General features: G+C 66.2%; 23 protein-coding genes and 1 tRNA gene. 14 read left to right on the forward strand and 10 right to left on the reverse strand.

Annotated features, from left to right (window positions below):
• Window positions 1–31 precede the first annotated feature (31 nt).
• The 9 genes from asnS (at window position 32) to IPM49_10575 (ending at window position 10,923) form a co-directional block, all read left to right on the forward strand.
• Complete coding sequence (gene asnS / locus IPM49_10535) at window positions 32–1,489, forward strand: asparagine--tRNA ligase (protein ID MBK9274959.1); 1,458 nt, start codon at window positions 32–34, stop codon at window positions 1,487–1,489.
• Between the two features lie 54 nt (window positions 1,490–1,543).
• A complete protein-coding gene (locus IPM49_10540; GenBank protein MBK9274960.1) occupies window positions 1,544–2,245 on the forward strand; it encodes a hypothetical protein in 702 nt (233 codons plus the stop codon).
• Window positions 2,246–3,155: 910 nt separating this feature from the next.
• Window positions 3,156–6,737, forward strand: a complete 3,582-nt coding sequence (locus tag IPM49_10545) for a class I SAM-dependent DNA methyltransferase (GenBank protein MBK9274961.1) — start codon at window positions 3,156–3,158, stop codon at window positions 6,735–6,737.
• 74 nt (window positions 6,738–6,811) lie between these two features.
• Window positions 6,812–7,801 carry an AAA family ATPase gene (locus tag IPM49_10550; protein ID MBK9274962.1) on the forward strand — a complete coding sequence of 330 codons (990 nt, stop codon included), beginning with the start codon at window positions 6,812–6,814 and terminating at the stop codon, window positions 7,799–7,801.
• A complete protein-coding gene (locus IPM49_10555; protein MBK9274963.1) occupies window positions 7,798–8,274 on the forward strand; it encodes a hypothetical protein in 477 nt (158 codons plus the stop codon). Before IPM49_10550 ends, IPM49_10555 begins: the two co-directional genes overlap by 4 nt.
• Window positions 8,274–8,978 (forward strand): hypothetical protein, encoded by a 705-nt coding sequence (locus tag IPM49_10560; protein MBK9274964.1) that lies wholly within the window; start codon window positions 8,274–8,276, stop codon window positions 8,976–8,978. Before IPM49_10555 ends, IPM49_10560 begins: the two co-directional genes overlap by 1 nt.
• Window positions 8,979–9,043: 65 nt before the next feature.
• Window positions 9,044–9,649 (forward strand): Crp/Fnr family transcriptional regulator, encoded by a 606-nt coding sequence (locus IPM49_10565; GenBank protein MBK9274965.1) that lies wholly within the window; start codon window positions 9,044–9,046, stop codon window positions 9,647–9,649.
• A 46-nt stretch (window positions 9,650–9,695) separates the two neighbouring features.
• Window positions 9,696–10,490 (forward strand): SDR family oxidoreductase, encoded by a 795-nt coding sequence (locus IPM49_10570; protein ID MBK9274966.1) that lies wholly within the window; start codon window positions 9,696–9,698, stop codon window positions 10,488–10,490.
• 73 nt (window positions 10,491–10,563) lie between these two features.
• Window positions 10,564–10,923: a hypothetical protein gene (locus IPM49_10575; protein MBK9274967.1), complete on the forward strand. Its 360-nt coding sequence runs from the start codon at window positions 10,564–10,566 to the stop codon at window positions 10,921–10,923.
• Window positions 10,924–11,034: 111 nt separating this feature from the next.
• Here IPM49_10575 and IPM49_10580 read toward each other — a convergent pair whose 3' ends face one another.
• The 3 genes from IPM49_10580 to IPM49_10590 all read right to left on the reverse strand — a co-directional run bounded on the left by IPM49_10580 (window position 11,035) and on the right by IPM49_10590 (window position 13,761).
• The gene (locus IPM49_10580; GenBank protein ID MBK9274968.1) at window positions 11,035–11,955 is read right to left on the reverse strand and encodes a hypothetical protein; all 921 of its coding nucleotides are present in this window, start codon (window positions 11,953–11,955) and stop codon (window positions 11,035–11,037) included.
• Entirely contained in the window at window positions 11,952–12,458 is a 507-nt protein-coding gene (locus tag IPM49_10585; GenBank protein MBK9274969.1) for a T9SS type A sorting domain-containing protein, read from the reverse strand. The genes IPM49_10580 and IPM49_10585 overlap by 4 nt, the downstream gene beginning before the upstream one ends.
• Before the next feature lie 154 nt (window positions 12,459–12,612).
• Window positions 12,613–13,761 carry a hypothetical protein gene (locus IPM49_10590; protein MBK9274970.1) on the reverse strand — a complete coding sequence of 383 codons (1,149 nt, stop codon included), beginning with the start codon at window positions 13,759–13,761 and terminating at the stop codon, window positions 12,613–12,615.
• Between the two features lie 62 nt (window positions 13,762–13,823).
• Here IPM49_10590 and rpoN point away from each other — a divergent pair, with 62 nt between their 5' ends.
• Together rpoN and IPM49_10600 are read left to right on the forward strand one after the other, a co-directional pair.
• Entirely contained in the window at window positions 13,824–15,299 is a 1,476-nt protein-coding gene (gene rpoN, locus IPM49_10595) for an RNA polymerase factor sigma-54 (protein ID MBK9274971.1), read from the forward strand.
• Between the two features lie 104 nt (window positions 15,300–15,403).
• A complete protein-coding gene (locus tag IPM49_10600) occupies window positions 15,404–16,021 on the forward strand; it encodes a hypothetical protein (GenBank protein MBK9274972.1) in 618 nt (205 codons plus the stop codon).
• Window positions 16,022–16,028: 7 nt separating this feature from the next.
• Here IPM49_10600 and IPM49_10605 read toward each other — a convergent pair whose 3' ends face one another.
• Window positions 16,029–17,297, reverse strand: coding sequence for a sugar MFS transporter (locus IPM49_10605; GenBank protein ID MBK9274973.1), 1,269 nt, complete (start codon window positions 17,295–17,297; stop codon window positions 16,029–16,031).
• A gap of 93 nt (window positions 17,298–17,390) precedes the next feature.
• Window positions 17,391–18,419, reverse strand: a complete 1,029-nt coding sequence (gene galE, locus IPM49_10610; GenBank protein MBK9274974.1) for a UDP-glucose 4-epimerase GalE — start codon at window positions 18,417–18,419, stop codon at window positions 17,391–17,393.
• A gap of 43 nt (window positions 18,420–18,462) precedes the next feature.
• Here galE and IPM49_10615 point away from each other — a divergent pair, with 43 nt between their 5' ends.
• Window positions 18,463–20,262 carry a hypothetical protein gene (locus IPM49_10615; protein MBK9274975.1) on the forward strand — a complete coding sequence of 600 codons (1,800 nt, stop codon included), beginning with the start codon at window positions 18,463–18,465 and terminating at the stop codon, window positions 20,260–20,262.
• Window positions 20,263–20,348: 86 nt separating this feature from the next.
• Here IPM49_10615 and IPM49_10620 read toward each other — a convergent pair.
• Window positions 20,349–20,421: transfer RNA gene (locus IPM49_10620), tRNA-Ile, on the reverse strand.
• A gap of 61 nt (window positions 20,422–20,482) precedes the next feature.
• Between IPM49_10620 and IPM49_10625 the strand changes: the two genes are divergently transcribed.
• On the forward strand, window positions 20,483–22,267 hold the full coding sequence (locus IPM49_10625; GenBank protein MBK9274976.1) for a hypothetical protein: 1,785 nt from the start codon (window positions 20,483–20,485) through the stop codon (window positions 22,265–22,267).
• Between the two features lie 19 nt (window positions 22,268–22,286).
• Window positions 22,287–22,925: an HAD-IA family hydrolase gene (locus IPM49_10630; GenBank protein MBK9274977.1), complete on the forward strand. Its 639-nt coding sequence runs from the start codon at window positions 22,287–22,289 to the stop codon at window positions 22,923–22,925.
• A 108-nt stretch (window positions 22,926–23,033) separates the two neighbouring features.
• Here the strand turns inward: IPM49_10630 and IPM49_10635 are convergent, their stop codons facing one another.
• The 4 genes from IPM49_10635 to mce all read right to left on the reverse strand — a co-directional run bounded on the left by IPM49_10635 (window position 23,034) and on the right by mce (window position 24,395).
• Window positions 23,034–23,303 (reverse strand): Txe/YoeB family addiction module toxin, encoded by a 270-nt coding sequence (locus IPM49_10635; GenBank protein ID MBK9274978.1) that lies wholly within the window; start codon window positions 23,301–23,303, stop codon window positions 23,034–23,036.
• 4 nt (window positions 23,304–23,307) lie between these two features.
• Complete coding sequence (locus tag IPM49_10640; GenBank protein ID MBK9274979.1) at window positions 23,308–23,574, reverse strand: type II toxin-antitoxin system Phd/YefM family antitoxin; 267 nt, start codon at window positions 23,572–23,574, stop codon at window positions 23,308–23,310.
• Window positions 23,575–23,655: 81 nt separating this feature from the next.
• The gene (locus tag IPM49_10645) at window positions 23,656–23,991 is read right to left on the reverse strand and encodes a TfoX/Sxy family protein (protein MBK9274980.1); all 336 of its coding nucleotides are present in this window, start codon (window positions 23,989–23,991) and stop codon (window positions 23,656–23,658) included.
• A 2-nt stretch (window positions 23,992–23,993) separates the two neighbouring features.
• Window positions 23,994–24,395 carry a methylmalonyl-CoA epimerase gene (gene mce, locus IPM49_10650; GenBank protein MBK9274981.1) on the reverse strand — a complete coding sequence of 134 codons (402 nt, stop codon included), beginning with the start codon at window positions 24,393–24,395 and terminating at the stop codon, window positions 23,994–23,996.
• Between the last annotated feature and the right edge of the window lie 46 nt (window positions 24,396–24,441).

The following is a 24,441-nucleotide window of genomic DNA, read 5'->3' on the forward strand; positions in this document are numbered from 1 at the left end:
AGCCTTCGTTCCTTTGCGGCCCCGTCCGCCCATGGAACCCACCCCCATCAAGTCCGTCCTCGACGACACCGCCCACACCGGCACCACCCTCACCGTGGCCGGCTGGGTGCGCACCTTCCGCAACGACCGCTTCATCGCCCTCAACGACGGCAGCACCATCCGCAACCTGCAGTGCGTGATCGACCAGCAGAAGGTCGATGCCGACACGCGCGCCCGCTTCACCACCAGCGCCGCCGTGCAGTGCACGGGCCTCATCGTGGAGAGCAAGGGCAGCGGCCAGCGCGTGGAGATGCAGGTGACCGCCGTGGAGGTGCTGGGCGACAGCGATGCGGAGAAGTACCCCATCCAGCCCAAGAAGCACAGCCTGGAGTTCCTGCGCGAGAACGCCCACCTGCGCTTCCGCACCAACACCTACAGCGCCATCTTCCGCATCCGCCACCAGGTGAGCTTCGGCATCCACGAGTACTTCGACCAGCAGGGCTACAACTACTTCCACAGCCCCATCATCACCGCCAGCGATGCCGAGGGAGCGGGGGAGATGTTCCGCGTGAGCACGCTGGACCCGAAGGCCCCACCGCTGAACGAGGCGGGTGAAGTGGACTTCAAGGAGGACTTCTTCGGCGCCGAAAGCCGCCTCACCGTGAGCGGTCAGCTGCAGGCCGAACTGGCCGCGCTGGCCCTGGGCAAGGTCTACACCTTCGGCCCCACCTTCCGCGCCGAGAACAGCAACACCGCGCGCCACCTGGCCGAGTTCTGGATGATCGAACCCGAGGCCGCCTTCATGGACCTCGCGGGCGACATGGACCTCGCCGAAGGCCTGTGCAAGCACCTCATCGCCCGCGTGCTGAAGAACAGCTTGGACGATCTGCAGTTCCTGGATGCGCGGCTGAAGGAGGAGGAGGCCCAGAAGCCGAAGGAGCAGCGCAGCGAGCTCGGCCTCATCGACCGCCTGAAGTTCGTGCTGGAGAACCCTTTCGAGCGGATCACCTACACGGACGCCATCGACATCCTGCTGAAGAGCAAGCCCAACCAGAAAAAGCAGTTCCAGTTCCCGGTGGAATGGGGCATCGACCTGCAGAGCGAGCACGAACGCTACCTGGTGGAGAAGCACTTCAAGAAGCCGGTGATCGTCACGGGCTATCCGGGGAAGATCAAGGCCTTTTACATGCGCACCAACGGCCCCGGCGACTTCGGCTACAGCGACAAGGGCACCACCGTGGCTGCCATGGACGTGCTCTTCCCCGGCATCGGCGAGATCATCGGCGGCAGCCAGCGCGAGGAGCGCCTCGATGTGCTGGAAGCGCGCATGAAGGAGATGCATGTGCCCGCCGAAGAGCTCTGGTGGTACCTGGACACACGCCGCTTCGGCACAGTACCGCACGCCGGCTTTGGCCTGGGCCTTGAGCGCTTCGTGCTGTTCGTCACAGGCATGGGCAACATCCGCGATGTGATCCCCTTTCCGCGGACGCCGAAGAGCGCGGCGTTCTGAGAAAGATCGACCGTGCCGAACGCGATGGCTTCACAAGCACCCTCTCCTGCCCGCATGGTGCGCCCTGTCCGCTGGGTGCTCGTGCTCTGCTTGGGGGCTGGCGCTCTCGGGCCGGTCGAAGCGCAGCATCACCAGGGGTCCGAGCCGCCCAACGCATACCGGCAGGACGACAGCACGCGGTGGGACCGGGCCATGCTGGCGAACGACCTGCAGTACAAGGGGCTCCTGGGTTCGTTGGACTTCCCATTGGCGGTGGGGGTGTGGCCGGTGGAGCCCTACGAAACACCCGGGAACGGCAGCACCCTGGTGGAGTGCTTCGTGGAAGGGCAACGGGTGGTGGGTCGTGCGCTGCACGTGGGCCGAGGACCCCATAATGAGGCCGCCTTCGGGAACAGCGACCTGCAGGACGAGGTCGTGGCCGTGATCCTCGTGGCCACGGACACCCCGGACGACGAGCATCGTTCCATCGCCATCTCACGCAACCACCCGAACTATCTGGCCGAAGGCCGCTTCACCACCACCACGGCCGGGAACATCGACTGGATCACCATGCACCTGGCGGATCGCAGCGCCTACGCCATCGTGAACATGCGTTTCTTCGATCTGCACGCGGGCCGCCTGATCCTTGTCGCCCCGCGCCCCGATGGGACGCTTCGGTTCCTGCAGCGCGAACTGTCGATGCTCTCGCACACCCAGGTGGAGGCGTTCGTGGCGGGGCTTTCGGAGGCCCCGGAGCTGGTCTCGTTCTTCCGTTGACCGACCCATCCGGTGCACCTTGTTGGTCACCAGCATGCGGAACATCCGCGTTCGGATCCCCCTTCGAGAAGAATGGGTCCACATGCGGGCTGGCACTGGTTCTCGTGCGTGGGTGATCGGGGCCCAGCGCAGAGCCGGAGTGACCAGCCGGCCTGACCGCCTGACGATCAAGGGGTAACATCCAGGGTCCCGCCGCCACGAGGCCATGGTCGCCTGGCGTCATACCATGGTCTCGCGGCGTCATACCATGGTCTCACGGTTTCACACCATGGTCTCACGGCGCTATAACATGGTCTCACGGCGTCACACCATGGTCTCATGGCTTCATACCATGGTCTCACGGCATCATACCATGGTCTCACGGCATCACACCATGGTCTCACGGCATCACACTATGGTCTCACGGCGTCACACCATGGTCTCACGGCATCATACCATGGTCTCACGGCGTCATACCATGGTCTCGTGGCGTCACACCATGGTCTCACGGCATCATACCATGGTCTCACAGCGTCACACCATGGACTCGCGGCGTCGCACCATGGACTCACGGCATCATACCATGGACTCGGGGCGTCACACCATGGTCTCATGGCATCATACCATGGTCACATGGCGTTGTCCTATGGTACAACGAGGAAGCAGCACCAGCCATCTGCCCGGCCCGGCCTGACCTCCCTACCACGCACCGACCGACCAGCAGACCCACAAACCCAACGCGGCCCGGACCAAGGACCCGGAACCCAGGGCCATTCGGCCGCCGGAGGCGGAGGGGTCAGCAGGTCAAAAGGCCTGGTGGTCGGCTGAGGCTACATGGTCTTGGGCTGGGGCTCCCGGTCCTTGGCCGCCGGAGGCGGAGGGGTCCGGGTAGCGCCGGCTCACCGATCACACCCGATATGGAAGACACGGGATCCCTGTCCAAGGCGCTGCTTCCTCCTACTTTCACCCCGTGCCCCGTGCCGAACCCGCCCAGCTCCAGGCCTTCCTCACCAAATGGGAGGCCTCCGGCGCCGCCGAGCGCGCCAACGCCCAGCTCTTCCTGGCCGAGCTGTGCGATGTGCTCGGGGTGGACCGCCCCCAGCCCAAGACCCCGGACGAACGCGCCAACGCTTACGTGTTCGAGAAGGTGCTGGTGACGGCCAGCGGCAGCTCCAACTTCATCGACCTCTACAAGCGCGGGTGCTTCGTGCTGGAGACCAAGCAGGGCGCCGACAAGGACAAGGGCACCGCCTTCAGCGCCGAAGGAGAGGAACGCCTGAAACAGCGCAAGACCGGCCACGGCATCCGCGGCACCAAGGGCTGGGACGTGGCCCTGTTCAAGGCCAAGGAACAAGCCCAGCGCTACGCCCGCTCCTTGCCGAAGGAGGAGGTGACCGATGGGCGTCCGCCCTTCCTGGTGGTGGTGGACGTGGGGCACAGCTTCGCCCTGTACACGGACTGGAGCCGGATGGGCGGGGAGTACGTGCCCTTCCCCGATCCCAGCAGCTACCGCATCCGCCTGCGTGACCTGGTGCGCCCCGAGGTGCGCGAGCTGCTGCACACGGTGTGGACCGATCCGCTGGCCCTGGACCCCGGACGCCGCAGCGCCAAGGTCACACGCGACATTGCCGACCGCCTGGCCAAGCTGGCCCGCAGCCTGGAGGGCAAGCACCCGCCCGAGGCCGTGGGCGCCTTCCTGATGCGCTGCCTGTTCACCATGTTCAGCGAGGACGTGGACCTGTTGCCGCATGGCAGCTTCACCGCCCTACTGGGGAGGCTGAAGGAGGACCCCAGCACCTTCGCCCCGGCGCTGGAGAACCTGTGGGGCACCATGAACACGGGCGGCCTCAGTCCCATCCTGCTGAAGAAGCTGCCCCGCTTCAACGGGGGCCTCTTCGCCCATGCCGATGCCATCGCGCTGGACGCCGACCAGATCCAACTGCTGATCGAGGCCAGCACCGCCAACTGGAAGGATGTGGAACCGGCCATCTTCGGCACCTTGCTGGAGCGTGCCCTGGACCCGCGCGAACGGCACAAGCTGGGCGCCCACTACACGCCACGCGCCTACGTGGAGCGGCTGGTGAACCCCACCGTGATCGAACCCCTGCGGGAGCAGTGGAAGGGCGTACAGGTGGCCGCGTTGCAACTGGCCGACGAAGGCAAGGACAAGCAGGCCCTCCAGGAAGTGGAGGCCTTCCTGCACCACCTGGCCACCGTGAAGGTGCTGGACCCCGCCTGCGGCAGCGGGAACTTCCTCTATGTGACGCTGGAACTGCTGAAGCGCCTGGAGGGCGAGGTGCTGAACACCCTGCACGATCTGGGTGGCACCGCCAAGCTGGAGTTGGAAGGCGTGATGGTGACCCCCGCCAACTTCTTCGGCATCGAGCTGAACCCGCGCGCCGCGGCCATCGCCGAGCAGGTGCTGTGGATCGGCTTCCTTCAGTGGCACCTGAAGACCCACGGCAACTTGCAGAACCTGCCCGAACCCATCATCAAGGACCTGCACAACATCGAGAACCGGGACGCCGTGCTGGAGTACGACAGCAAGGCCGAGCAGCGCGATGCCAGCGGCCAGGTGATGACGCGATGGGACGGACGCACCACCAAGCCGCACCCCGTGACCGGTGAGGAGGTGCCCGACCCCGAGGCCCGTGTGCCGGTGTACAGCTACGCCAACCCACGCCCGGCCCAATGGCCCACTGTGGACTACATCGTGGGGAACCCCCCGTTTATTGGCACAGCGCGCATGCGCGAAGCCTTGGGGGATGGGTACACGGAAGCCCTGCGCGCCGTTTACCCGAACGTGCCGGACAGTGCGGATTTCGTGCTGTTCTGGTGGGACAAGGCCGCCGAACTGGTGCGCACCGGCAAGGCCAAGCGCTTCGGCTTCATCACCACCAACAGCCTGCGGCAGACCTTCAACCGCAAGGTGATCCAGCACCACATGGGGCAGAAGAAGCCCATCGCCCTGGCCTTCGCCATCCCGGACCACCCGTGGGTGGACAGTGCCGACGGCGCCGCCGTGCGTGTGGCCATGACGGTGGGCGTGCCGGGCACCGGCCATGGTATGCTCCAGCGCATCGTGAAGGAAGTTGCAGTGGATGTGGACGAAGCAGCGGAAGTGATCCTATCGCAGCAAGTGGGGAAGGTGTTTGCCGATTTAACGATTGGTGCTGATGTGGCAAATGCCTTACCCCTCCGCTCCAATGCGGGTATATCAAATCGAGGTGTCTTGCTAGTGGGGGATGGTTTTGTGGTTACTCCTGAGGCAGCAAAGGAATTAGGGCTGGAAAGAAGACCCGGCCTTGATCATTACATCCGTCCATATTTCACTGGCAGGGACTTGGCCCAACGGCCCAAAGGCAATTTGGTTATAGACCTCTATGGACTATCGCGCGAGGATGTCTTCACATTATACCCTGAAGTGTATCAACGGCTTGACCAATTGGTGAGACCAAGTAGGGAGCAGAACAGAGATAAGTTCCGTCGGGAGAACTGGTGGATGTTTGGACGAACCCATGAAGCATTGAGGCATTCCATCAATGGGCTGAACCGGATTATCGTCACGGCGCGCACGGCTCGCCATAGAGTATTTCAGTTCTTGCCCGGTGGATCACGACCTGAAAGTGAAGTTGTTGTCATCGCCACTGGGGATGCCTGGATATTGGGCGTATTGTCTTCAAATATTCACGGACCATGGGCACTTGCAGCTGGCGGATGGATGGGAATGGGGAATGATCCACGCTACACGCACTCAAAGTGCTTTGTTCCATTCCCATTCCCCGCCTGCCCCCCCGCCCAACAGGCCACCATCCGCGACCTGGCCGAGCAGCTGGATGCGCACCGCAAGCGCCAGCAGGCCCTGCACCCCACGCTCACCCTCACCGGCATGTACAACGTGCTGGAACGGGTGCGTGCCATGGAGGAGCGCAACGCAGGGCCGCAGAGCCGCAAAGGCACGCAAAGCGGGGGGGGGGGGGGGGGGGGGGGGGGGCCCCCCCCCCCCAAGGAGAAGCAGATCTACGAGCAAGGGCTGGTGGGCATCCTCAAGGAGCTGCACGACCAACTGGACGCCGCTGTGGCCGATGCCTACGGCTGGCCCGCCGACCTATCCACGGACGAGATCCTGCACCGGTTGGTGGAGCTGAACGCCGAGCGCGCCGCCGAGGAAGCGCGCGGGCTGGTTCGTTGGTTGCGGCCGGAGTACCAAAGCCCAGACGCAGGCGCAGGGGCAAGCGGCAGGCAAGAGGTGATGGAGGTGGAGGAGGATGCTCCAGCTCCTGCCCCTGCGCCTGCCTTGCAACCATGGCCCAAGGAGCTGCCCGCCCAAGCGGCCGTGCTCACCACCGTGCTGGCCACCCTCACCACACCGGCCACCGTGGCGGAGATCGCCGCCCGCTTCGAGGGCAAGGCCACGAAGAAGCGGCTGGAGGAGGTGGGTCGGTTGCTGGAGACATTGGAGGCCTTGGGACGCGCCAGGCGCGAAGGCGAGCGGTGGTGCGGGGTGCAGTGAACGCTTCCCGGAAAGCGGGCGGTGCGCAGCACCGGGGTCCCTGCGCGTCAGACCCGTTCAAGTAACTTGCGACCATGATCAAGAAGGTGCACATCCGCAACTTCAAGACGCTGAAGGACCTGGCCTTTCCGTGCACCCGGATGAACGTGTTCATTGGTGACACCAGCACGGGGAAGTCCAACATCCTGGAGGCGCTCACCTTCTTTTCCCGGGGCGCTTTGAACGGAAACAAGTTCGATCAACGGTTGATCCGTTACGAGAAGCCGGAGGACCTCTTCGCCATGCACGACCTTTCGGAGCCTGTTGTAGTGGATATCGGGGCGCTTCGGATGGAGCTGGGCTATTCCATGGGCACATTCCACTTGGGGTTCTCCGAGCTCAAGCGCCCCGGAACCAAACTCAAGCCCTTGCCAGGTTCAACCATGGATGGCTTCGGAAACTTACCAGCACGCTCACCCCTTCAATTCAGGACACCGGTCCGCCGCTACGAGTACGTGGCCGATGCGCCGTTCGGCCCGAACATGTTCAAGGAGCTCGAGCCGCCGTACGGGTCCAACCTGCCCGGCCTGCTGGCGGCGAACAAGCCGCTCCGAACGGACATCAACAACCTGCTTGCCCCTACGGGCATGCGGTTGAAGGTGAACCTGACGGACACTACGCTGATGGTGGTGCGCACCGTGGACGAGGATGTGGAAGAGCAGCTGCCCTACCGCATCGTATCGGACACCTTGAAGCGCTATTTGTTCCTGTACACCATCCTGGCCACGCACAAGGGCTACACCCTGCTGCTGGACGAGCCCGAACAGAACGCCTTTCCATTCTATGTGAAGCACACCGGGGAGATGATGGGCTTCGACAAGGACAACCAGTACTTCGTCACCACCCACAACCCGTACCTCTTCCGGTCCATCGTGGAGAAGACCCCCATGAAGGAGCTGTCCGTCCTCATCACCCACATCGGCCCTGACGGGTATACCCGGCTGAAGCGGCTCACCCCCACCGAGCTTGGCCAGCTGCTGGACATGGACGTGTTCTTCAACCTGGATCGGTTCGTGAAGCCATGAGCCCGGTGATCGTGGTGGAATGCGACAACGATGAGCTGTTGCTCCGGCTCCTGGGCGTGCCGCGCAAACGCATCCGGCACGAGGGCAACCGCGAAGAGGTGGTGAAGCATGTGCTCAAGCAGGACCCGAAGCTGTTCGTAGGGTTGATCGACGAGGACCCGGGCACCACGCACGGGCACCAGCGGCGCAGTTTCAAGAACGGTGTGGACCGGTACGGGGTGCTTCGCGCCGCGCACGGCGAACGCCAGCTGGTGGTGCTGCGGCCCACCTTGGAAGGCTGGCTGATCGCTGCGGTGCATGCCTGCGGCGGCCGGATGAGCGCGTTGGACAAGGGCCTCAGCGACGATCGGTACCAGCTTCACCGGCAGTTCTCTCCCCGGGGCGATCAGCGGATGAAGAAGGTGGTGGCGTACTTGCAGAAGAAGGGCTCCAAGCACCTGGTGGAGCTGCGCAAGGCACTGGCGAAGGATTGATGGCCACCTTCCTCACCGCCACCGACAGCAGCGCCGCCATCGAGCGTGTGATCCGCGAGGCGAGCGGTGCGCTCACCCTGATCAGTGCGTTCGTCTTTCCCCGCATTGTACACCTGCAGCGCTTGCAGGATGCTGCGGAGAGCGGCGTGGAGATCACCATCCTCTTCGGCAAGAAACCCATGGACCAGGGCGTGTTCCGCGATCTGCGCGAACTGCCGAACATGCGGCTCTACTTCCTGAAGGAGCTGCATGCCAAGTGCTACTTCAACGAGCAGGAGGGCGTGGTCACCAGTTTGAACCTGCTGGGCGGCTCCGAGCGGAACAACCGCGAAATGGGCGTGCTGCTGCGGGCGGATGCCGATGCAGAGGCTTACGCGGCCATGTGCAAGGAGGCGCGCAGCATCGTACGCGTGGCGGACCTCATCCACAGCACCGTTCCGGACCGCAAGTTGGAGGCGCCACGCAAGGAATGGGACCAACGCGTACAGGCCATACCCGCTTCGCTCGATGCCGAGGGGCAGGCGTTGAGCAGCATCGACAAGGTGCGTCGCAAGCATCCACGGGCCTACCAGCGCTGGACCCCAGAGGAGGATGCGCTGATCCTGGAGATGTTGGACAAGGGCATGGCGCGGCTCGCGATCAGTGAGGTCCTGCAGCGGCAGCCGTCGGCGATCGCGTACCGGATCCAGCGGTTGCGGCCGTGAGCTTGAACCGGGCGCCCCCCGCACAACCCCTCCTCGCCGGTCGTTACTTGGCACCGCTGTGCGCCATGCCCGCTGTTGACCCCCACCCCGCCCTCGCCGCCGCCGCGGCCTACATCCGCACCCTGGTCGACCCCGACGAGGAGAGCCTGCGCGGCCTGATGGACCGCTGTGCGGTGCGCACCGTGCCACGCCGTCACTACCTGAGCCGCAGTGGCGACAGCATCGACGAGGTCCACTACATCCACCAGGGACTTGTGCGCGTGGTGCTGGTGGACCGCGGCGGAACGGAGCACACCAGCCACCTGGCCTACGAAGGCCTGCGGTTCGCGGAGTACACCGCCTACCTCACCCGCACCCCGGCGGCCTACGAGCTGCAAGCCCTGGAGGACACCACGGTGGTGGCGATGCCGCGCGCGGCGATCGAATGGGGCTACGCCCACATGCGCGGCGGTGAGCGGCTGGGCCGGCTGGTGGCCGAGCAGTACTTCATCTACCTGGACCGGCGGGTGCGCGGCCTGCTCACCGTGCCGCCGCAGGAGCGCTATGCCGAGCTCACCCGCATCTTCCCCGGCGTGCACGCCCGGGTGCCGCAGCACATGCTGGCCAGCTACCTGGGCATCACCCCCGAATACCTGAGCCGGATGAAGCGCGCCGCCCTGGGCCGATCCTGAACCTAGGTCAACGTTCCGCGGGGCACCGCCGCCGGTGCTTTGCGGCATGCAACACCCGACCGCCCCCCGCCCCTTGTGCCTGCTCACCGGTGCCTCCTCGGGCATCGGCAGGGAACTGGCCGCTGCACTCGCCGCACGCGGCATCGACCTCATCCTGGTGGCCCGCCGTCGCGACCGGCTGGAGGAACTGGCCACCGCCTTGCGCGCGCAGCACGGCATCGCTGTGCATGTACGCCCCGCCGACCTCAGCGACCCGCACAACGCCGAGGCCCTGTACCGCGCGGTGTCCGCCGAAGGCCTGCAGCCGGAGCTGCTGGTGAACAACGCCGGCATGGGCCTGCACGGCCCGTTCGTGGACACCGACCTGGAGGCCGAGCTGCGCATAGTGCGGCTGAACATGGGGTCGCTGGTGGTGCTCACCAAGCTGGCGGTCGCCGACATGCGGGCGGCGGGTCGCGGCCGCATCATGAATCTGGCCTCGCTGGTGGCGTTCTGGCCCTTCCCGCGCTTCACGGTGTACGCGGCCACGAAGGCCTTCGTGCTCAGCTTCTCGGAGGCCCTGCGCGCGGAGCTGGCGGGCAGCGGCGTCAGCGTCACCGCCCTGTGCCCGGGCACGGCGGACACCGAGTTCACCACGCCCGCCATGGCGGCCACCAACGCCTACAGCGCCAACCCGCCGATGGATCCGAAGGTGATCGCCGCACGCGGGGCCGAAGCCCTGCTGCAGGGCGAGGGCACCGTGGTGGTGGGCCTGCGCAACCAGCTCATCGCACAGACGCCCCGCTTCACACCCCGTGACCTGATGGTGCGCATCACGGGCCACCTGAGCAGCCCGCGATGACGGCGCATGGACCGCACCATTTCGCGGGAACGGTGTTCACTTTGCCGCGCCCACCCATCCGGCGAACACGACCATGATGAAGATCTACCACCTGGCCACCTGCACCACCTGCCAGCGCATCCTGAAGGAGATCCCCAGGCTCAAGCGCTTCGAGCTGCAGGACATCAAGACGCAGCCCATCACGGCCAGGCAGCTCGACGAACTGAAGAAGATGGCGGGCAGCTACGAGGCGCTGTTCAGCCGCGTGGCGCTCAAGTACCGCGCGCTCGGCCTGAACACCATGACGCTCACCGAGAAGGACTACCGCGCATACATCCTGCAGGAGTACACCTTCCTGAAGCGCCCCGTGGTGGTGATCGGGAAGGACATCTTCATCGGCAACGCACCGAAGGTGGTGCAGGCGATGGTGGCTGCGAGCGCCGAAGCCAGGTAGACGGGTTCGTTGCGTCCGTGGCAACGGGCGTGGCGGATGCGCAAGGCGGCGAAGACCCGGGGTTGACGCGGACGGGAGACCTGTGATCCCGCGCCACACGACCACCGCGGCTCACTGGTCGCATACGCACCGCACCGACATGCCGTACTCCCGTTCGATGTTGTTGCGCAGCACTCCGGTCTGCGTATGGTTCAAGCCGCGATACCAGGCCTCCGGCGTGCCCTGGTCCGTGGCCGTCCACATGACGAACTGCTCACTGAGCGTGGTACCGAAGGCACCGAGCGAGCGCAGCGAACCGGGCCGGGCGTCGAACCCCGTGGCGCCGAACAAGGGATGACCGGTGAGCGCATCAGGGGACCAGAGCTGAACCGAACCCGCCAACCTGCTTCCCTGGCCCTGGGAGCCCCGATAGCCCACTGCGTCCGCCTGGGACGACGACATGCCCAGGAAGCGCTCCATCCGCTTCACCTCCTCGTCGCTGGGCAGGTGCCATCCGTCCGGGCACACCCCTTGAACGCCGCTCGGGTCCGCAGCGCTGCCCGCGGCACCCTGCATGGCGGCCGGCCAGTTGTACAGCACTCCGTAGTTCTGGTACTCCGCTGTGCCCATGGCGGCGTTCACATCCGTGCCCATGTATCCATGCACGTAATAATACCAACCCGTGGTGCTTCCGGCGTTGCCGGGATACACGATCGGCAGGTAGCGCAGGTTCCCGGCCATCCAGCACTGATCGCCGATCATCACGGCCGTATAGGTGTTGCCGTCCCGCGCATCCTCGAAGGTCCACGTGGTGAGGGGGGCGATGTGGGCCGTGTCGATCGTGCTCAGCTCAAGGCTCTCGACCGTACCGTCCATGAGGCGGATGTGCATGGCGGGCGACATCCCCTGTTCGAAGCTGATGCTGTCGATGGTGGTGGTGGGATGGGCGACCACGCCGCCCCCGAGGAGGTGGACGCGGTGCTCATGCTGTGCGACGGCGACGATGCCGGCCAGGGCGATCGCTGCGGAAGTGGTGGTCCAACGGAGATTCATTGCACAAGGATCGACGTGGTGAGCACAAGATCGCGGCCGGTGGCCCGGAAGAGGAACAGGCCGGCGCCCAGGTGATGCGGATCGTAGACGAGGGTGCTGCCGGCGTCGGGCTGGTCCGGCAGGCGGTCCACCACACGCCCCTGGGCATCCAGCACCTCCACGATGAAGGGCGCACCCCCATCGGGCAGGGCCACGAGCACAGGCCCGTCCGCCGGATTGGGATGGATGGTGAGCGCACCGCGCGCCGGCCGATCGGCCAGCCCCGTGTTGATGTCCGTGAACGCGTAGGAGCGCACGTCCACGAACGCGTGCGACACGGTGGTCCCATTGAGCAGGTGGATCTTCATCGTCGCCCCATCGAACTTGATGCTCCGGATGTCCGGGGTCGGGTACAGCTCCACGGTGCCGTTCATCAGCTGGAGAACAAGGTCCTGCGCGCGGCCTGTGCGCGGCACGAGCGCCAGGGCGAACAACAGGACGATCAAGAGGGTGCGGGTCTTCATCGCGGATGGCTTCGCGCCAAAGATGGGGCATGGGGACGCATCCGGCACCCCGGCCGCGTGCGCCTTCAGCACACCTGCCCACGGCGATCATCGACATCCGCAGCTGTCGCACCAAGGGCGGTGATGGTGCGTTCCACCGGCCGGCGATCACCCGTCAGGGTCCCAGCATCCGCTCGATCGCCGCCTTCGTCCCCTCATAGTCCGCATCGTCGCGCGCATAGGCGTCCTGCAGCTCCCGCGCACGCATCAGCAGGGACCGTGCCGCCGCGGGATCACGTTCCAGCAGAGCCTCTCCCAGCCAGGCGTGAAAGGAATACTCGTTCGGATAGAACGTGATGGCCTGGCGCAACAAGGCGATCACGTGATCCGGGTGGCCGCCGTTCTCCAGGCGGGACAGCAGTCCATTGGCCTCGGCAAGGTCCCATGGCAGGGTGCCGCCCAGGAAGGACCACGAAGCCTCCAGCTCCTTCACCAATTGCGCCGGTGGCGGCGGCACATGCAGCAGCGCGTAGTTCTCGTCCACCGGCGCCAGGGAATCGCGCAGTGCGTAGGGCCTGAAGAGCGTGGCCAGCAGGTCGGGGAAGGCGATGATGGGCAGGGAGGTATGGCCCGCGCTCGGGTACTCCTTGAAGAACACCCGGTCGCCCGCGCGGGTGGGAAGCGCATCGTGCATGGCCCTCGTCAGGCCCGCATGGTGACCGCCATCCTTGAACCGTTCCGGTCCCCCGACGGCCAGCAGCACCCGCTCATCCTTCGCGTGTTGCAGGCGCTCCATCACCAGGGGCAGCGAACGGTCCACCTGGTGCAACGGCGACAAGGCGATCACCGCATCGAACGCCGCGGGTGCCGCCAGGTAGGCGTAAAGAGCGAAACTGGCCGAGAAGGAGTGCCCCACCAGTACGGTGATGTCGCCCGGGTGATAGGGCGTCAGCAGCCCGGGCAGCTCCTGCGTGAGCATGGTGAGCAAAGGCGTGGTCGGCTGCGTGATGCTGTCCGGCGCGCACTCCTTCACGCGGTCGGCGTGGGGCACGGTGATCACGATGGCCTGGGGCACCTCGTGGGTGTACTGCAGGAAGCGGATGTCGTTCAGGGCCGGGCCGATGAACCACTCGTGCTGCCCATCGAGCAGGATGAACACCGGCATGCGGACCTCAGGACCCGCGAGCCGGTGGAACTCGGGCAGGTGCACCAGCACGGTGCGCTCGGTACCGAAGGCTTCCGAAGTGAAACGGAGGGTGTCCGTACGCTGGGCCGGTGCCAGGTTACAGGCCCCGGCGAGCAGCAGGACGATCGACCAGCGCATGGCGCAAAGTTGCACCGATGCCCGGCCCCCAACGGTTCCACCGCCCGTAAATTCGCCCCGCGATGTTGAAGCAAGGCCTTTTCCAGAAGCTGCAGCAGAAGCTGAGCCCGCAGCAGATCCAGCTGATGAAGCTGCTGCAGGTGCCGACGGCCGAGCTGGAGCAACGCATCAAGCAGGAGATGGAGGAGAACCCGGCCCTGGAGGAGGGCGAGGACGGCGCCGACGAGGAGATGCCCACCGAGGAGCAGGCCATCGCCGAGAACGAGGACAGCGCCATCGACGGCGAGGAGGCGGGCACCGACGACCGGGACGAGATCGACCTGAGCGACTACTTCCCGGACGACGACACGCCGGACTACAAGCTGCAGGTGAACAACCGCAGCGCCGACGACGAGGAACGTGAGGTGCCGCTGGCCGGAGGCACATCCTTCCAGGAGGCCCTGATGCAGCAGCTGGCCCTGCGCGACATCGACGAGCGCACCGAGCTGCTGGGGCAGCACCTCATCGGCAACCTGGACGAGGACGGCTACCTGCGGCGCGACCTGGCCAGCATCGTGAACGACCTGGCCTTCACCCTGAACATGAGCACGGACACCGCGGAGCTGGAGCGGGCGCTGCGCGAGGTGCAGGCCCTGGACCCCGCGGGGATCGGCGCGCGCGACCTGCGCGAGTGCCTGCTGCTGCAACTGGAACGGCTCCCGCGCGAGGTGGACACCATCACCGCCCGCGAGGTGATCGCCAGGCACTTCGAGGCCTTCAGCAAGAAGCACTACGACCGCATCGTGGAGCGCATGGAGATCACCGAGGAGGACCTGAAGGCCGCCGTGGACGTGATCGTGCACCTGAACCCCAAGCCCGGCAACACCGCGCGCGACACGACCAAGCCTACGCAGGAGATCGTGCCCGACTTCCAGGTGCTGTCCATCGACGGGCAGCTGGAGCTCACCCTCAACGGGCGCAACGCGCCCGAGCTGCGCATCAGCCGGCAGTACCGCGACATGATCGCCGAGTACCAGCGGCACAAGAAGGACAAGGAGCAGCGCGAGGCCCTGCAGTTCATCAAGCAGAAGCTCGACGCCGCCAAGTGGTTCATCGACGCCATCAAGCAGCGCCAGCACACCCTGCTGGTGACCATGGAGGCCATCATGGAGCACCAGCGCGACTACTTCCTCACCGGCGACGAGACCAAGCTGCGGCCCATGATCCTGAAGGACATCGCCGAGAAGGTGCACCTGGACATCAGCACGGTGAGCCGCGTGGCCAACAGCAAGTACGTGCAGACGAACTACGGCACGCTGCCGCTGAAGTACTTCTTCAGCGAAAGCCTGAGCACCGAGAGCGGCGAGGAGGTGAGCACCCGCGAGGTGAAGAAGATCCTGCAGGATGCCATCGATGCCGAGGAGAAGCGCAAACCACTGACGGACGACGAGCTCACCGCCCTGCTGAAGGAGAAGGGATACAACATCGCGCGCCGCACCGTGGCCAAGTACCGCGAACAGCTCAACATTCCGGTCGCCAGGCTGAGGAAGGAGCTATGAGTGGCGAGATCCGAGCAGCGAGTGCCGTGTGGAATGCCGCCCTGAGCAGAGTCGAAGGGCGCATTTCCACTCGCCACTCGTCACTCGCCACTCACCCCTGACCCATGCGCACCCTCGCCCAGGTCCTCTCCATCGTGCTCCACCCGGTGGTGATGCCCCTGCTCACCCTGGTGCTCGCCTTCCGGCTCGACCCGCACATCAGCTTCTTCCTGCCCCCGCCCGTGCAGTGGTTCACCTTCGGCATGGTGGCGGTGATGACGGTGGTGTTCCCCGTGTCCAGCACCGTGCTGCTGTGGCGCAGCGGGGCCATCAGCGGGCTCACCATGCCGCTGCGGGAGGAGCGCGTGGTGCCGCTGTTGATGACGATGCTCTACCTGGGCATGTGCCTGTACCTGCTGCACCGGGGGCCGCATCATCCGGCCACCTACGCGCTGTTCACCGGCGTGCTGCTCGCCGTGGCCCTCACGCTGGTGGTGACGCTGCGTTGGCGGATCAGCGCGCACATGGTCGGCATCGGTGGTCTGCTCGGCGCGCTCAGCGGCCTGCAGATGCTGCATGGCACCTTCGCGCCGTTGGAGCTCGCGGTGCTCATCGTGCTGGCGGGTGCGCTGGGCTCGGCGCGTCTGTTGGTGGGCGGCCATACCGCGGGCCAGGTGGCCGCAGGCACGGTGCTCGGCTTTCTGAGCACGTGGACCTGCGTGGTGCTGGGGATCCAGCTCTAGTCGTCGATCAGCGCCAGCTGCGAAGGCGGTGCCCCTTCATCGCGTACCACCCGATGAACAGGTAGCACGGCACCAGCAGCACGTAGGCCAGGCGATCGCCGAGCACGGGCGCATCGGCCGGTCCCACCAGCGACCCGTACACCTTGGGAAGCAGCGCACCGCCCGCGATCGCCATGATCAGCAGGGCCGAGGCGGTCTTCGTGTGCCGGCCCACCCCCTCGATGGCCAGCGGCCAGATCGCCGGCCACATGAGCGCATTGGCCAGGCCCAGCAGCGCCACGAACAACACGCTCAGATACCCCGACGTCAGCACCACCAGCAGGCTCATCCCCACACCGGTGATGGCCGAAAGGGTGAGCGCCGTGGACTGCGACAACAGCCTCGGGATCGTGGCGATGCCGATCAGATAGCCCAGCACCATGGCGCTGAGGGTGAAGGCCGGGAAGTACTTCGCCCGGTCCAGCGGAATGCCCTGGCTCTGTCCGTAGGTGGCGATGGTGTCGGCCGCGATCACCTCCACCCCCACGTACAGGAAGAGGGCCAGCACGCCCAGGACCAGCTGCGGATAGGCCAGCACGCTCGCATGGCCCGGCGTCCCTTCGGCATGCGTGGCCTCCTCCTCGGAGGCGATCTCCGGCAGCGGCGACCACCGCACCAGCACCGCCAGCAGCAGCAGCACGAGGGCCATCACCGTGTAGGGCATCACCACCCGGCCGCTGAGGGCCGCGAGCTCCAGGGCCCGGGCCGCGTCATCCATGCCCGCCAGCCGCGCGATCAGCGCGTCCGCGTCCTTCAGCACGATGGCGGCGAGCACCACGGGGCCCAGCACACCGGCCACCTTGTTGCAGATGCCCATGATGCTCATCCGCTTCGCCGCGCTCTCGATCGGTCCCACGATGGTCACGTACGGGTTCACGGCGGTCTGCAGCAGCGTAAGGCCCGTGCCGATGATGAAGAGGCCGGTGAGGAAAAGGCCATAGGCGCGCGTGTGGGCGGCCGGGATGAAGAGCAGCGCGCCGGCGGCCATCACGAGGAGACCCGTGATCATGCCGCCCTTGAAGCCGGTGCGCTTCAGCACCCAGGAGGAGGGCAGCGCCATCACCGTATAGGCGAGGTAGAAGGCCATGGTGACCCAGAAGGCCTGGTCAAGCGTGAGCTCACAGGCGATCTTCAGGTAGGGGATCAGCACGCTGTTGAGCCAGGTGACCGCTCCGAAGACGGCGTAGAACACGCCGAGCAGCACGACGAGCTGGGTGGCATTGCGCGGTTGCGACATGGGGTCGGGGGATGAGGACGAAGGTGCCGGGAGGCTGCGTGGCGCCCACGGCGAAGCGCGGGCAGTTGTCCACCGCACGGCCCGGATAACCGGTCAGGACCGGTCACTGGCCGGCAGGGTCCGCTGCCAGCGCCAGGCATCGGCCAGGGCCTCCTGCAGCGTGCGCTCCGCCTTCCAGCCCAGCACGGAGACGGCCTTGCGCGGGTCGGCATAGACCTCGGGCACATCGCCCGCCCGGCGCGGGCCCAGGGTGTGCGGGAGCGGCCGGCCGGTGACCGCCTCCAGCCCGCGCACCACCTCCAGCACACTGCTGCCACGGCCGGTGCCCAGGTTGAACACCTCGCAGGTGGCCTCCTGCCGGGCTTTCGCCCAGGCCAGCGCCTTCACATGGGCCTGCGCCAGATCCACCACATGGATGTAGTCGCGGATGCAGGAGCCATCGGGCGTGGGGTAGTCCGTTCCATGGATCACCAGCCGGTCGCGCAGCCCGGCGGCCACCTGCGTGGCGAAGGGCACCAGGTTGTTCGGCACGCCCAGGGGAAGCTCACCGATCAAGGCACTGGGATGCGCGCCGATGGGATTGAAGTACCGCAGCAGCACCACGCGCCATGCGGGCTCGCTCGCGACCAGGTCGCGCAGGATCCGCTCACCGATCACCTTCGTGGAACCATAGGGGGACAGGGCGTTGTCGTCGGGCGCATCCTCGCCGACCGGAAGCTGGTCCGGTTGGCCGTACACGGTGCAGGAGCTGGAGAACACCAGCGTGCGCACGGCATGGTCACGCATCACCTGCAACAGGGCCACCAGCGATCCCACGTTGTTCGCGTAGTACTTCAGGGGATCATGCACGCTCTCCCCCACGGCCTTGTCCGCGGCGAAGTGCACCACGCCATCCACGGGGCCCTCCGCGCGGAACACCGCGTCCAGCGCCTGCCGGTCCGTGCAGTCCACCCGGTGGCAGGTGGGGCGGGACCCGATGAGCTTCGCCAGTCCGTCGAGCACGCGCGCTTCGGAGTTCCGCAGATCGTCCACCAGCACGGGAACATGACCGGCAGCGGCCAGCTCCACCGCGGTGTGCGATCCGATGTAGCCCGCACCGCCGGTGACGATCACTTTACCCATGGGCGCAAGATAGCCGCATGCGCCGCCGCACATTTGCCGCATCATGCCCCTGCCGCGTCCACGGAACAGCACGCTCACGATCGCCGCGCTGATGCTGGTGCTCACCGTGCTCCAGGTGCGGTGGGGGTGGTTCGGCGACAGTGGGTATGAGTGGGAGCGCATGGTGCGCAGCGATGTGCGCGGCTACTATGGGTATCTGCTGGCGGTGTTCATCCGCGGCGATCTGGGGCACGAGCCTGCGGACCCCACGTACGTGCATCACACACCGGACGGCACGCTGAACAAGTACTTCGCCGGCACGGCGGTGATGATGGCGCCATGGTTCGCGGCCGGCCATGCGGTGGCCCTGCTGAGCCCCGACGCGCCCAAGGACGGCCGCAGCGGATGGGAGTACATGGCCATCGGGCTCGGGGGTCTGGTGCACGTCCTGCTCGGCCTGCTGCTGCTGCGCGCGTTGCTCACCGGCCTCGGCGTGCGGGACACGGTGGTCGCGTGGGTGCTCACGGCGACCGTGACGGCCACACCCCTGCTGCAATACGCCACCCTGCAGCCGGGATGGTCCCACGTGCACTCCTTCCTCGCCTTCGCCGCTTTCCTCTACCTGGTCCATCGCCTGGCGGTGGCGCACCGCATGCGCTGGCTGGTCCTGCTCGGCGCGGTCTTCGGGCTCATCGTGCTGATCCGTCCGGTGAACGGACTGGTGCTGCTGGCCGTGCCCATTGTCGCGGGCGACCGCACAATGGCGATGGTCCGTCGCGTCCTGGGCCATCCCCTGCATCTGGTGGCCGCTGCGATCGCGTTCAGCGCGGTGGTGGCCGTTCAGCCGTTGCTGTGGCATGCCCAAACGGGCCATTGGCTCGAGTGGGGCTATCGCGGCGAGGGCTTCCACTGGGACCGTCCGGAGGTGTTCCGCGTGCTGTTCGGCTTCCGCCGGGGCCTGTTCCTCTACGCCCCGGTGCTGCTGCTCGCCGTGGCCGCCCTGTTCGCGCTCCTGCGCCGCTCACCGGTGGTCGCCGGATCCGGCCTGGTCTACTTCGCGGTGAACACCTACGTGATCGCCAGCTGGTGGATCTGGTACTACGGCAGCGGCTTCGGCAGCCGCGTGTACATCGAGCATCTGGCGGTGCTCGCGGTGCCCTGGGCCCTGGCGTTGACGCATGCGGGGCGGCGCGGGTGGGATCTGGCGCGCGCGTTCATGCTGGCCTGCATCCTGCTGCACGGGTTCCAGTACTGGCAATACCGCCATCTCATCCTCCACCATGAAAGCATGGACCGGCACAAATACGCCTGGGCCTTCGGCCGCACCGCACGCGCGGACATGGACCGGCTCGGCGGCAACTACCAGGCCCCGCCCTTCCACCCGAACGGGATGAGCCTTGTGCTGAAGGCCTACACCAACCTCGAGGAACCAAGCCCCCACTGGGTCGGCGGCCGCATCGAAGCGCGGCCCGAGGCGGTCAGCGGCCGGCATGTGTGCGTGTATGATGGGGACGAGCCCGGCATCACCTTCATCGCACGGGCGGGGAGCATTCCCACCGGACGCGCTCTTCATCTGGAAGTGACGGCCATGCGCTACGAGGAACGTGCGGGCGACTCCTTCACCATGCAGGGCGTGATCGCCGTGCAGGGGGCCGGTGGGGTGCCCACCCACTACGAGCCCTTCCGCATGAACCTCCTCCCCGGCGAACACGACCGCACCTGGGCCCGTCTCTGCTATGCGATCCCCCTGCCCCCGTTGCGCGCGGGCGAGGAGGTGCGCTTCTCGTTCCGGGACCCGCACCGCACCGCGCGCATGCTGGTGGATGACCTGCGCGTGAAGGTCTTCGCGGTGGATCCGTATTGAAAGGAAATGCCGCCCCCGCTCCTGGCCGCTCCTCCTGTACGTGTTCGCAGGACCTGTTCGGCCTCTGGTCCTGCCGCCTGATGTCGTGGGCCCAGCAGGATTTGAACCTGCGACCAAGGGATTATGAGTCCCCTGCTCTGACCGCTGAGCTATGGGCCCGATGAGCTCGGCGAATGTACAGGCGCAGCGCTACCATGGCCCGGGTGAATACCTTGCCCGCATGTGGCGGGGAGCGCCGTGGTCACGCCTGATGCTGGTCCTCCTTGGGATACTGCTTGCGGCCGCCTCCGTGCGGTGGCGCATCCTGGGTGACGAAGGGAACGCCTGGAAGGATGTGATCATCAGTGACGGCGCCGGGTATCATGCCCATTGGGCGATGCTCCTCGAACCCGGGGCGCTCCACACCCTCGAAGCGCGGGAAGATCACCTGGTCCCGGCCGGGCACGGAGCGGTGATCAAGTACATGGTGGGCACCCCCCTGATGCAGGCCCCCATGATACTGGTGGCGCACGCGATCGGTCTTGCCGTCCACGCACCGCCCGATGCCCGGGCCTTCCGGTATCAGATCGCCCTGGCGGTGGCGGGCGTGCTCTGGACCCTCATCGGGCTGGCCGCGCTGCGGGCCCTGTTGCTGCGCATGGGCTTCCCGGACGGGGCCGTGGCCATATCGCTGCTCATCGTTCTGGCCGGCACCGGTCTCGTGGTGCACACGGTGATGTCACCCGGCATGTCGCATCCCTGTTCGTTCGCGGCCGTCGCCCTCTTGCTGCTCGGCGCGCACCGCGCCTGGCACGGCTCCAGCGTGCGATGGACCATCGCTTCAGCGGGGCTGTTCGCCTTGGTCGTCCTGGTGCGACCCGTGAACGGCATCGTGCTGCTGGCGCTGCCTGTGGTGACCCTCGGCGGATCGGTCGAGCCGGCGCGGTGGTGGCGCCACGTGGGGCGCAGGGCGCTGCTGCCCGGCATGGCGCTCTTCGCGGCCCTGGCGGCCATCCAGCCCACGGTATGGTGGCTCCAAAGCGGGGCCTGGTTCGTTCGTCCTTACAGCGGCGAAGGGTTCCTCTGGTGGCGGCCACAGGTGTGGAAGAGCCTGGCCGGCGCGCAGAAAGGGCTGTTCTTCCATTGGCCCCTGCTGCTCCTGGGACTGCCCGGGGCATGGCCGATCTGGCGTTGTTCCCGGCCCGCTGCCATCGCATTGGTCCTGCATGCCGTGGCCATGATCTACCTCACCAGCGCATGGTGGAGCTGGGAGTACGGCGACAGCTACGGGCCGCGACCCTATCTGGATCATCTGGCCATCGCCGCCATCCCCATCACCGCCTTCCTGGGGTCGTTCACCGGCCGCGCCTCACAGCTTGTCCGCTGGTCACTGGTCCCGTTCATCGCGCTGCAGCTCTTCCACGCCTGGCAATACACCGTGGGCATCATCCATCCCTTCAACATGGACCGCGAGAAGTGGAAGGCGATCCGGTTCCGCACGAACAGCCACTGGCGGGGTGCGCTCGGCGGAGACCTGGAACCTCCGCCCTACGCACCGTGCGGCCTGGAGATGCTGACCGGAACCTTTGCCCGGGCGGGGACGCTGGCCTCCCCCTGGGTGGAGCATGCGGCCACCCGTCCGGATGCCGCTGGAAGGACCCGCTTTCTCGTCAGCCCGGAGCACCCGTTCGGCCCCACGTTGCGCGTGGGACCCGAAGCCCTGCCCACCGGACGTGCCTTCCACCTGGAGGTCTCCCTGCGCCGGGGTGAGCCCTTGCCGGGCAGCAGCCACGATGCGTTGGTGGTCACCACGTTGGGCACACCCGGTGCATCTCGGGTCCACTATGCGTTCCGGCTGAACGACCTTCCGTTCGCCTCATCGTGGCGCCACTGGCGCTATGCCTATCGCATGCCGGCCGCGCAGCCCGGCGAACACCTGTCATGGTATGTTTGGCAGCCCGGGAGCGGCGAGTTCCTCCTGGACAGCATCTCCGTTCGGATCATGGCCGTTCGGCCGTGCGAGTGAACATGGACCTTTGCGCGCGATGAGCCGCTCGATCGAGACCGTTCTGCTGGACCTGGGCGGTGTGCTCATCGATGTGGACTACCACCGCACGGCCACCGCGTTCAATGCGCTGGGGTTCGACGGCTTCGAGGCCCTGTACAGCAAGGCGCAACAGGACCACCTGTTCGACGGGTTCGAGGTGGGGGCCCTGTCTCCCGATGGATTCCGGTCGCGCATTCAGGCCCTGCACGGGAAGGGCATCACGGCCGAGCAGGTGGATGCCTGCTGGAACGCCATGCTGGGCCGCATCCCGCAGGAGCGGATCGACCTGCTCCGCCGGTTGCGCGAACGCCACCGCCTGCTGCTGCTCAGCAACACGAACGCCATCCATGTGCCGGCCTTCGAGCGCATCATCTCCACGCACAACGGCATCGCGGACTTCCGAGCGCTCTTCGACGGGGCCTACTACAGCTGCGAGATCGGCCTGCGCAAGCCGGATGCGGCCGCCTTCCACCACGTGCTGGAGCGGCACGGCGCCGATCCGGCGCGCACCCTCTTCATCGACGACAGCATCCAGCACGTGATCGGGGCACGGGCCGCAGGGCTGCACGCGGAGCACCTCGACCTGGGGCGGGAGGACGTGCTCGCGATGGTGGAGCGGTTGGGACTGCTGGCCTAGGTCGGCGGTCTTACAACCGGCGCCATGGGCGATGGGATCCGCCAAGGACCGATCCATGGATCCGCTTTCAAGGCATCGCGATCGATCAAGGCGACGCCATCGATCCGGTCATTCGTAATGGTAGCGACAGGATAAGATGACCACCTTCCTGTCCGCTCGGCCGCCGCTCACCGCGTACACCAGCCTATGCTCGCCATCGATCCGCCGCGACCAGGTGCCCGCGAGTTGATGGCGCAGCGGCTCCGGTTTGCCCAGGCCTTTGAAGGGGTCACGGCGTATGTCCGCGATCAATGCGCGAATGCGCTCCGCCTGTTCCACATCGGCATCGAGCCAATAGCAGAAGTCCTCCCAGCCGTGCGCCGTGAACTCCAGGCGCATCCGCTCAAGAGCGCTTGTTGAATTCCTTGGGCGCCACCACCTCGCCTCGCTTCAACTGGGCCAGGGACTCCTCGAGCCGCTCGCGGTTCTTCTTGGATGATAGCAGGTAATTGGTCTCCACCAGCGCGTTGTACTCCTTCAACGGAAGGATCACCACAGAGTCGTTCTCATCAGCGCTGCGTGAGACCACGATCACCTCGAATGACTTGGTCACACGGTCGAGGTAGGTCTTCATCTTGTCGCGAAGGGTGGTGACCGGAATGGCGATCATGTCGGTGTTCTGTACGTGCAAACGTACGAAATTACGGGATCACGGGCCACGCCCAGGCTCCTCCGCGCGCCAATTACCTGCTCACCTCCTGGCTGCTTTGCGCTTCGCCTTCGGCAGCGGCAGCGCGTCGCCGATACGTAACAGCAGCCCCGGCAGGCTGCGGTCCCCGGTGATGAACTCCTCCGGTACAAGGTAGTAGGGCTTGGAGCCCGGGTAGGCCGGCGCCCGTTCGCACCGTCCCTCCAGCGCAGCGCTCTCCGGCATGATCTTCACGAAGAGCTGATCGTCGCAGATGAAAGCCACCGGCTTGCCGTCGGCGTAGAGCGCGAACTCACCGAACATCGGCCGCACCGTGAACCGCTCGGGGTGACCCAGATGCTCCAGAACGAACGCCGCGGTGTCCTTGCGCGTGGCCATGATCAGCGCTGCTCCTGGCACAGCTCCACGAGCACGCCGTTCGCGTCCCTGGGGTGCACGAAGCAGACCAGCTTGTTGTCCGCGCCGGGCTTGGGCTCATCGCTCAGCAGGGTGAAGCCCTCCGCTTTCAGCCGCGCCATCTCCGCACGGATATCATCCACTTCGAAGGCGACATGGTGGATGCCCTCACCGCGCTTCTCGATGGCTTTGGCAATGGGGCCATCCGGACGCGTGCTCTCCAGCAGCTCGATCTTGTTGGGCCCCACCTGGAAGAAGCTCGTGAGCACGCCCTCGCGCTCCACTTCCTCGCGCTTGTACGGGGTCACGCCCAGCAGCCGGGTGTAGACGGCCTCGGCGGTGGTCAGGTCCTTCACGGCGATGCCGAGGTGCTCGATGCGGATCATGCGTGCTCAGGAATGCGAAAGCCCCCGGAACGGCCGGGGGCTTGAG

It is taken from the genome of Flavobacteriales bacterium, assembly GCA_016715895.1.
Taxonomy (GTDB): domain Bacteria; phylum Bacteroidota; class Bacteroidia; order Flavobacteriales_F; family PHOS-HE28; genus PHOS-HE28.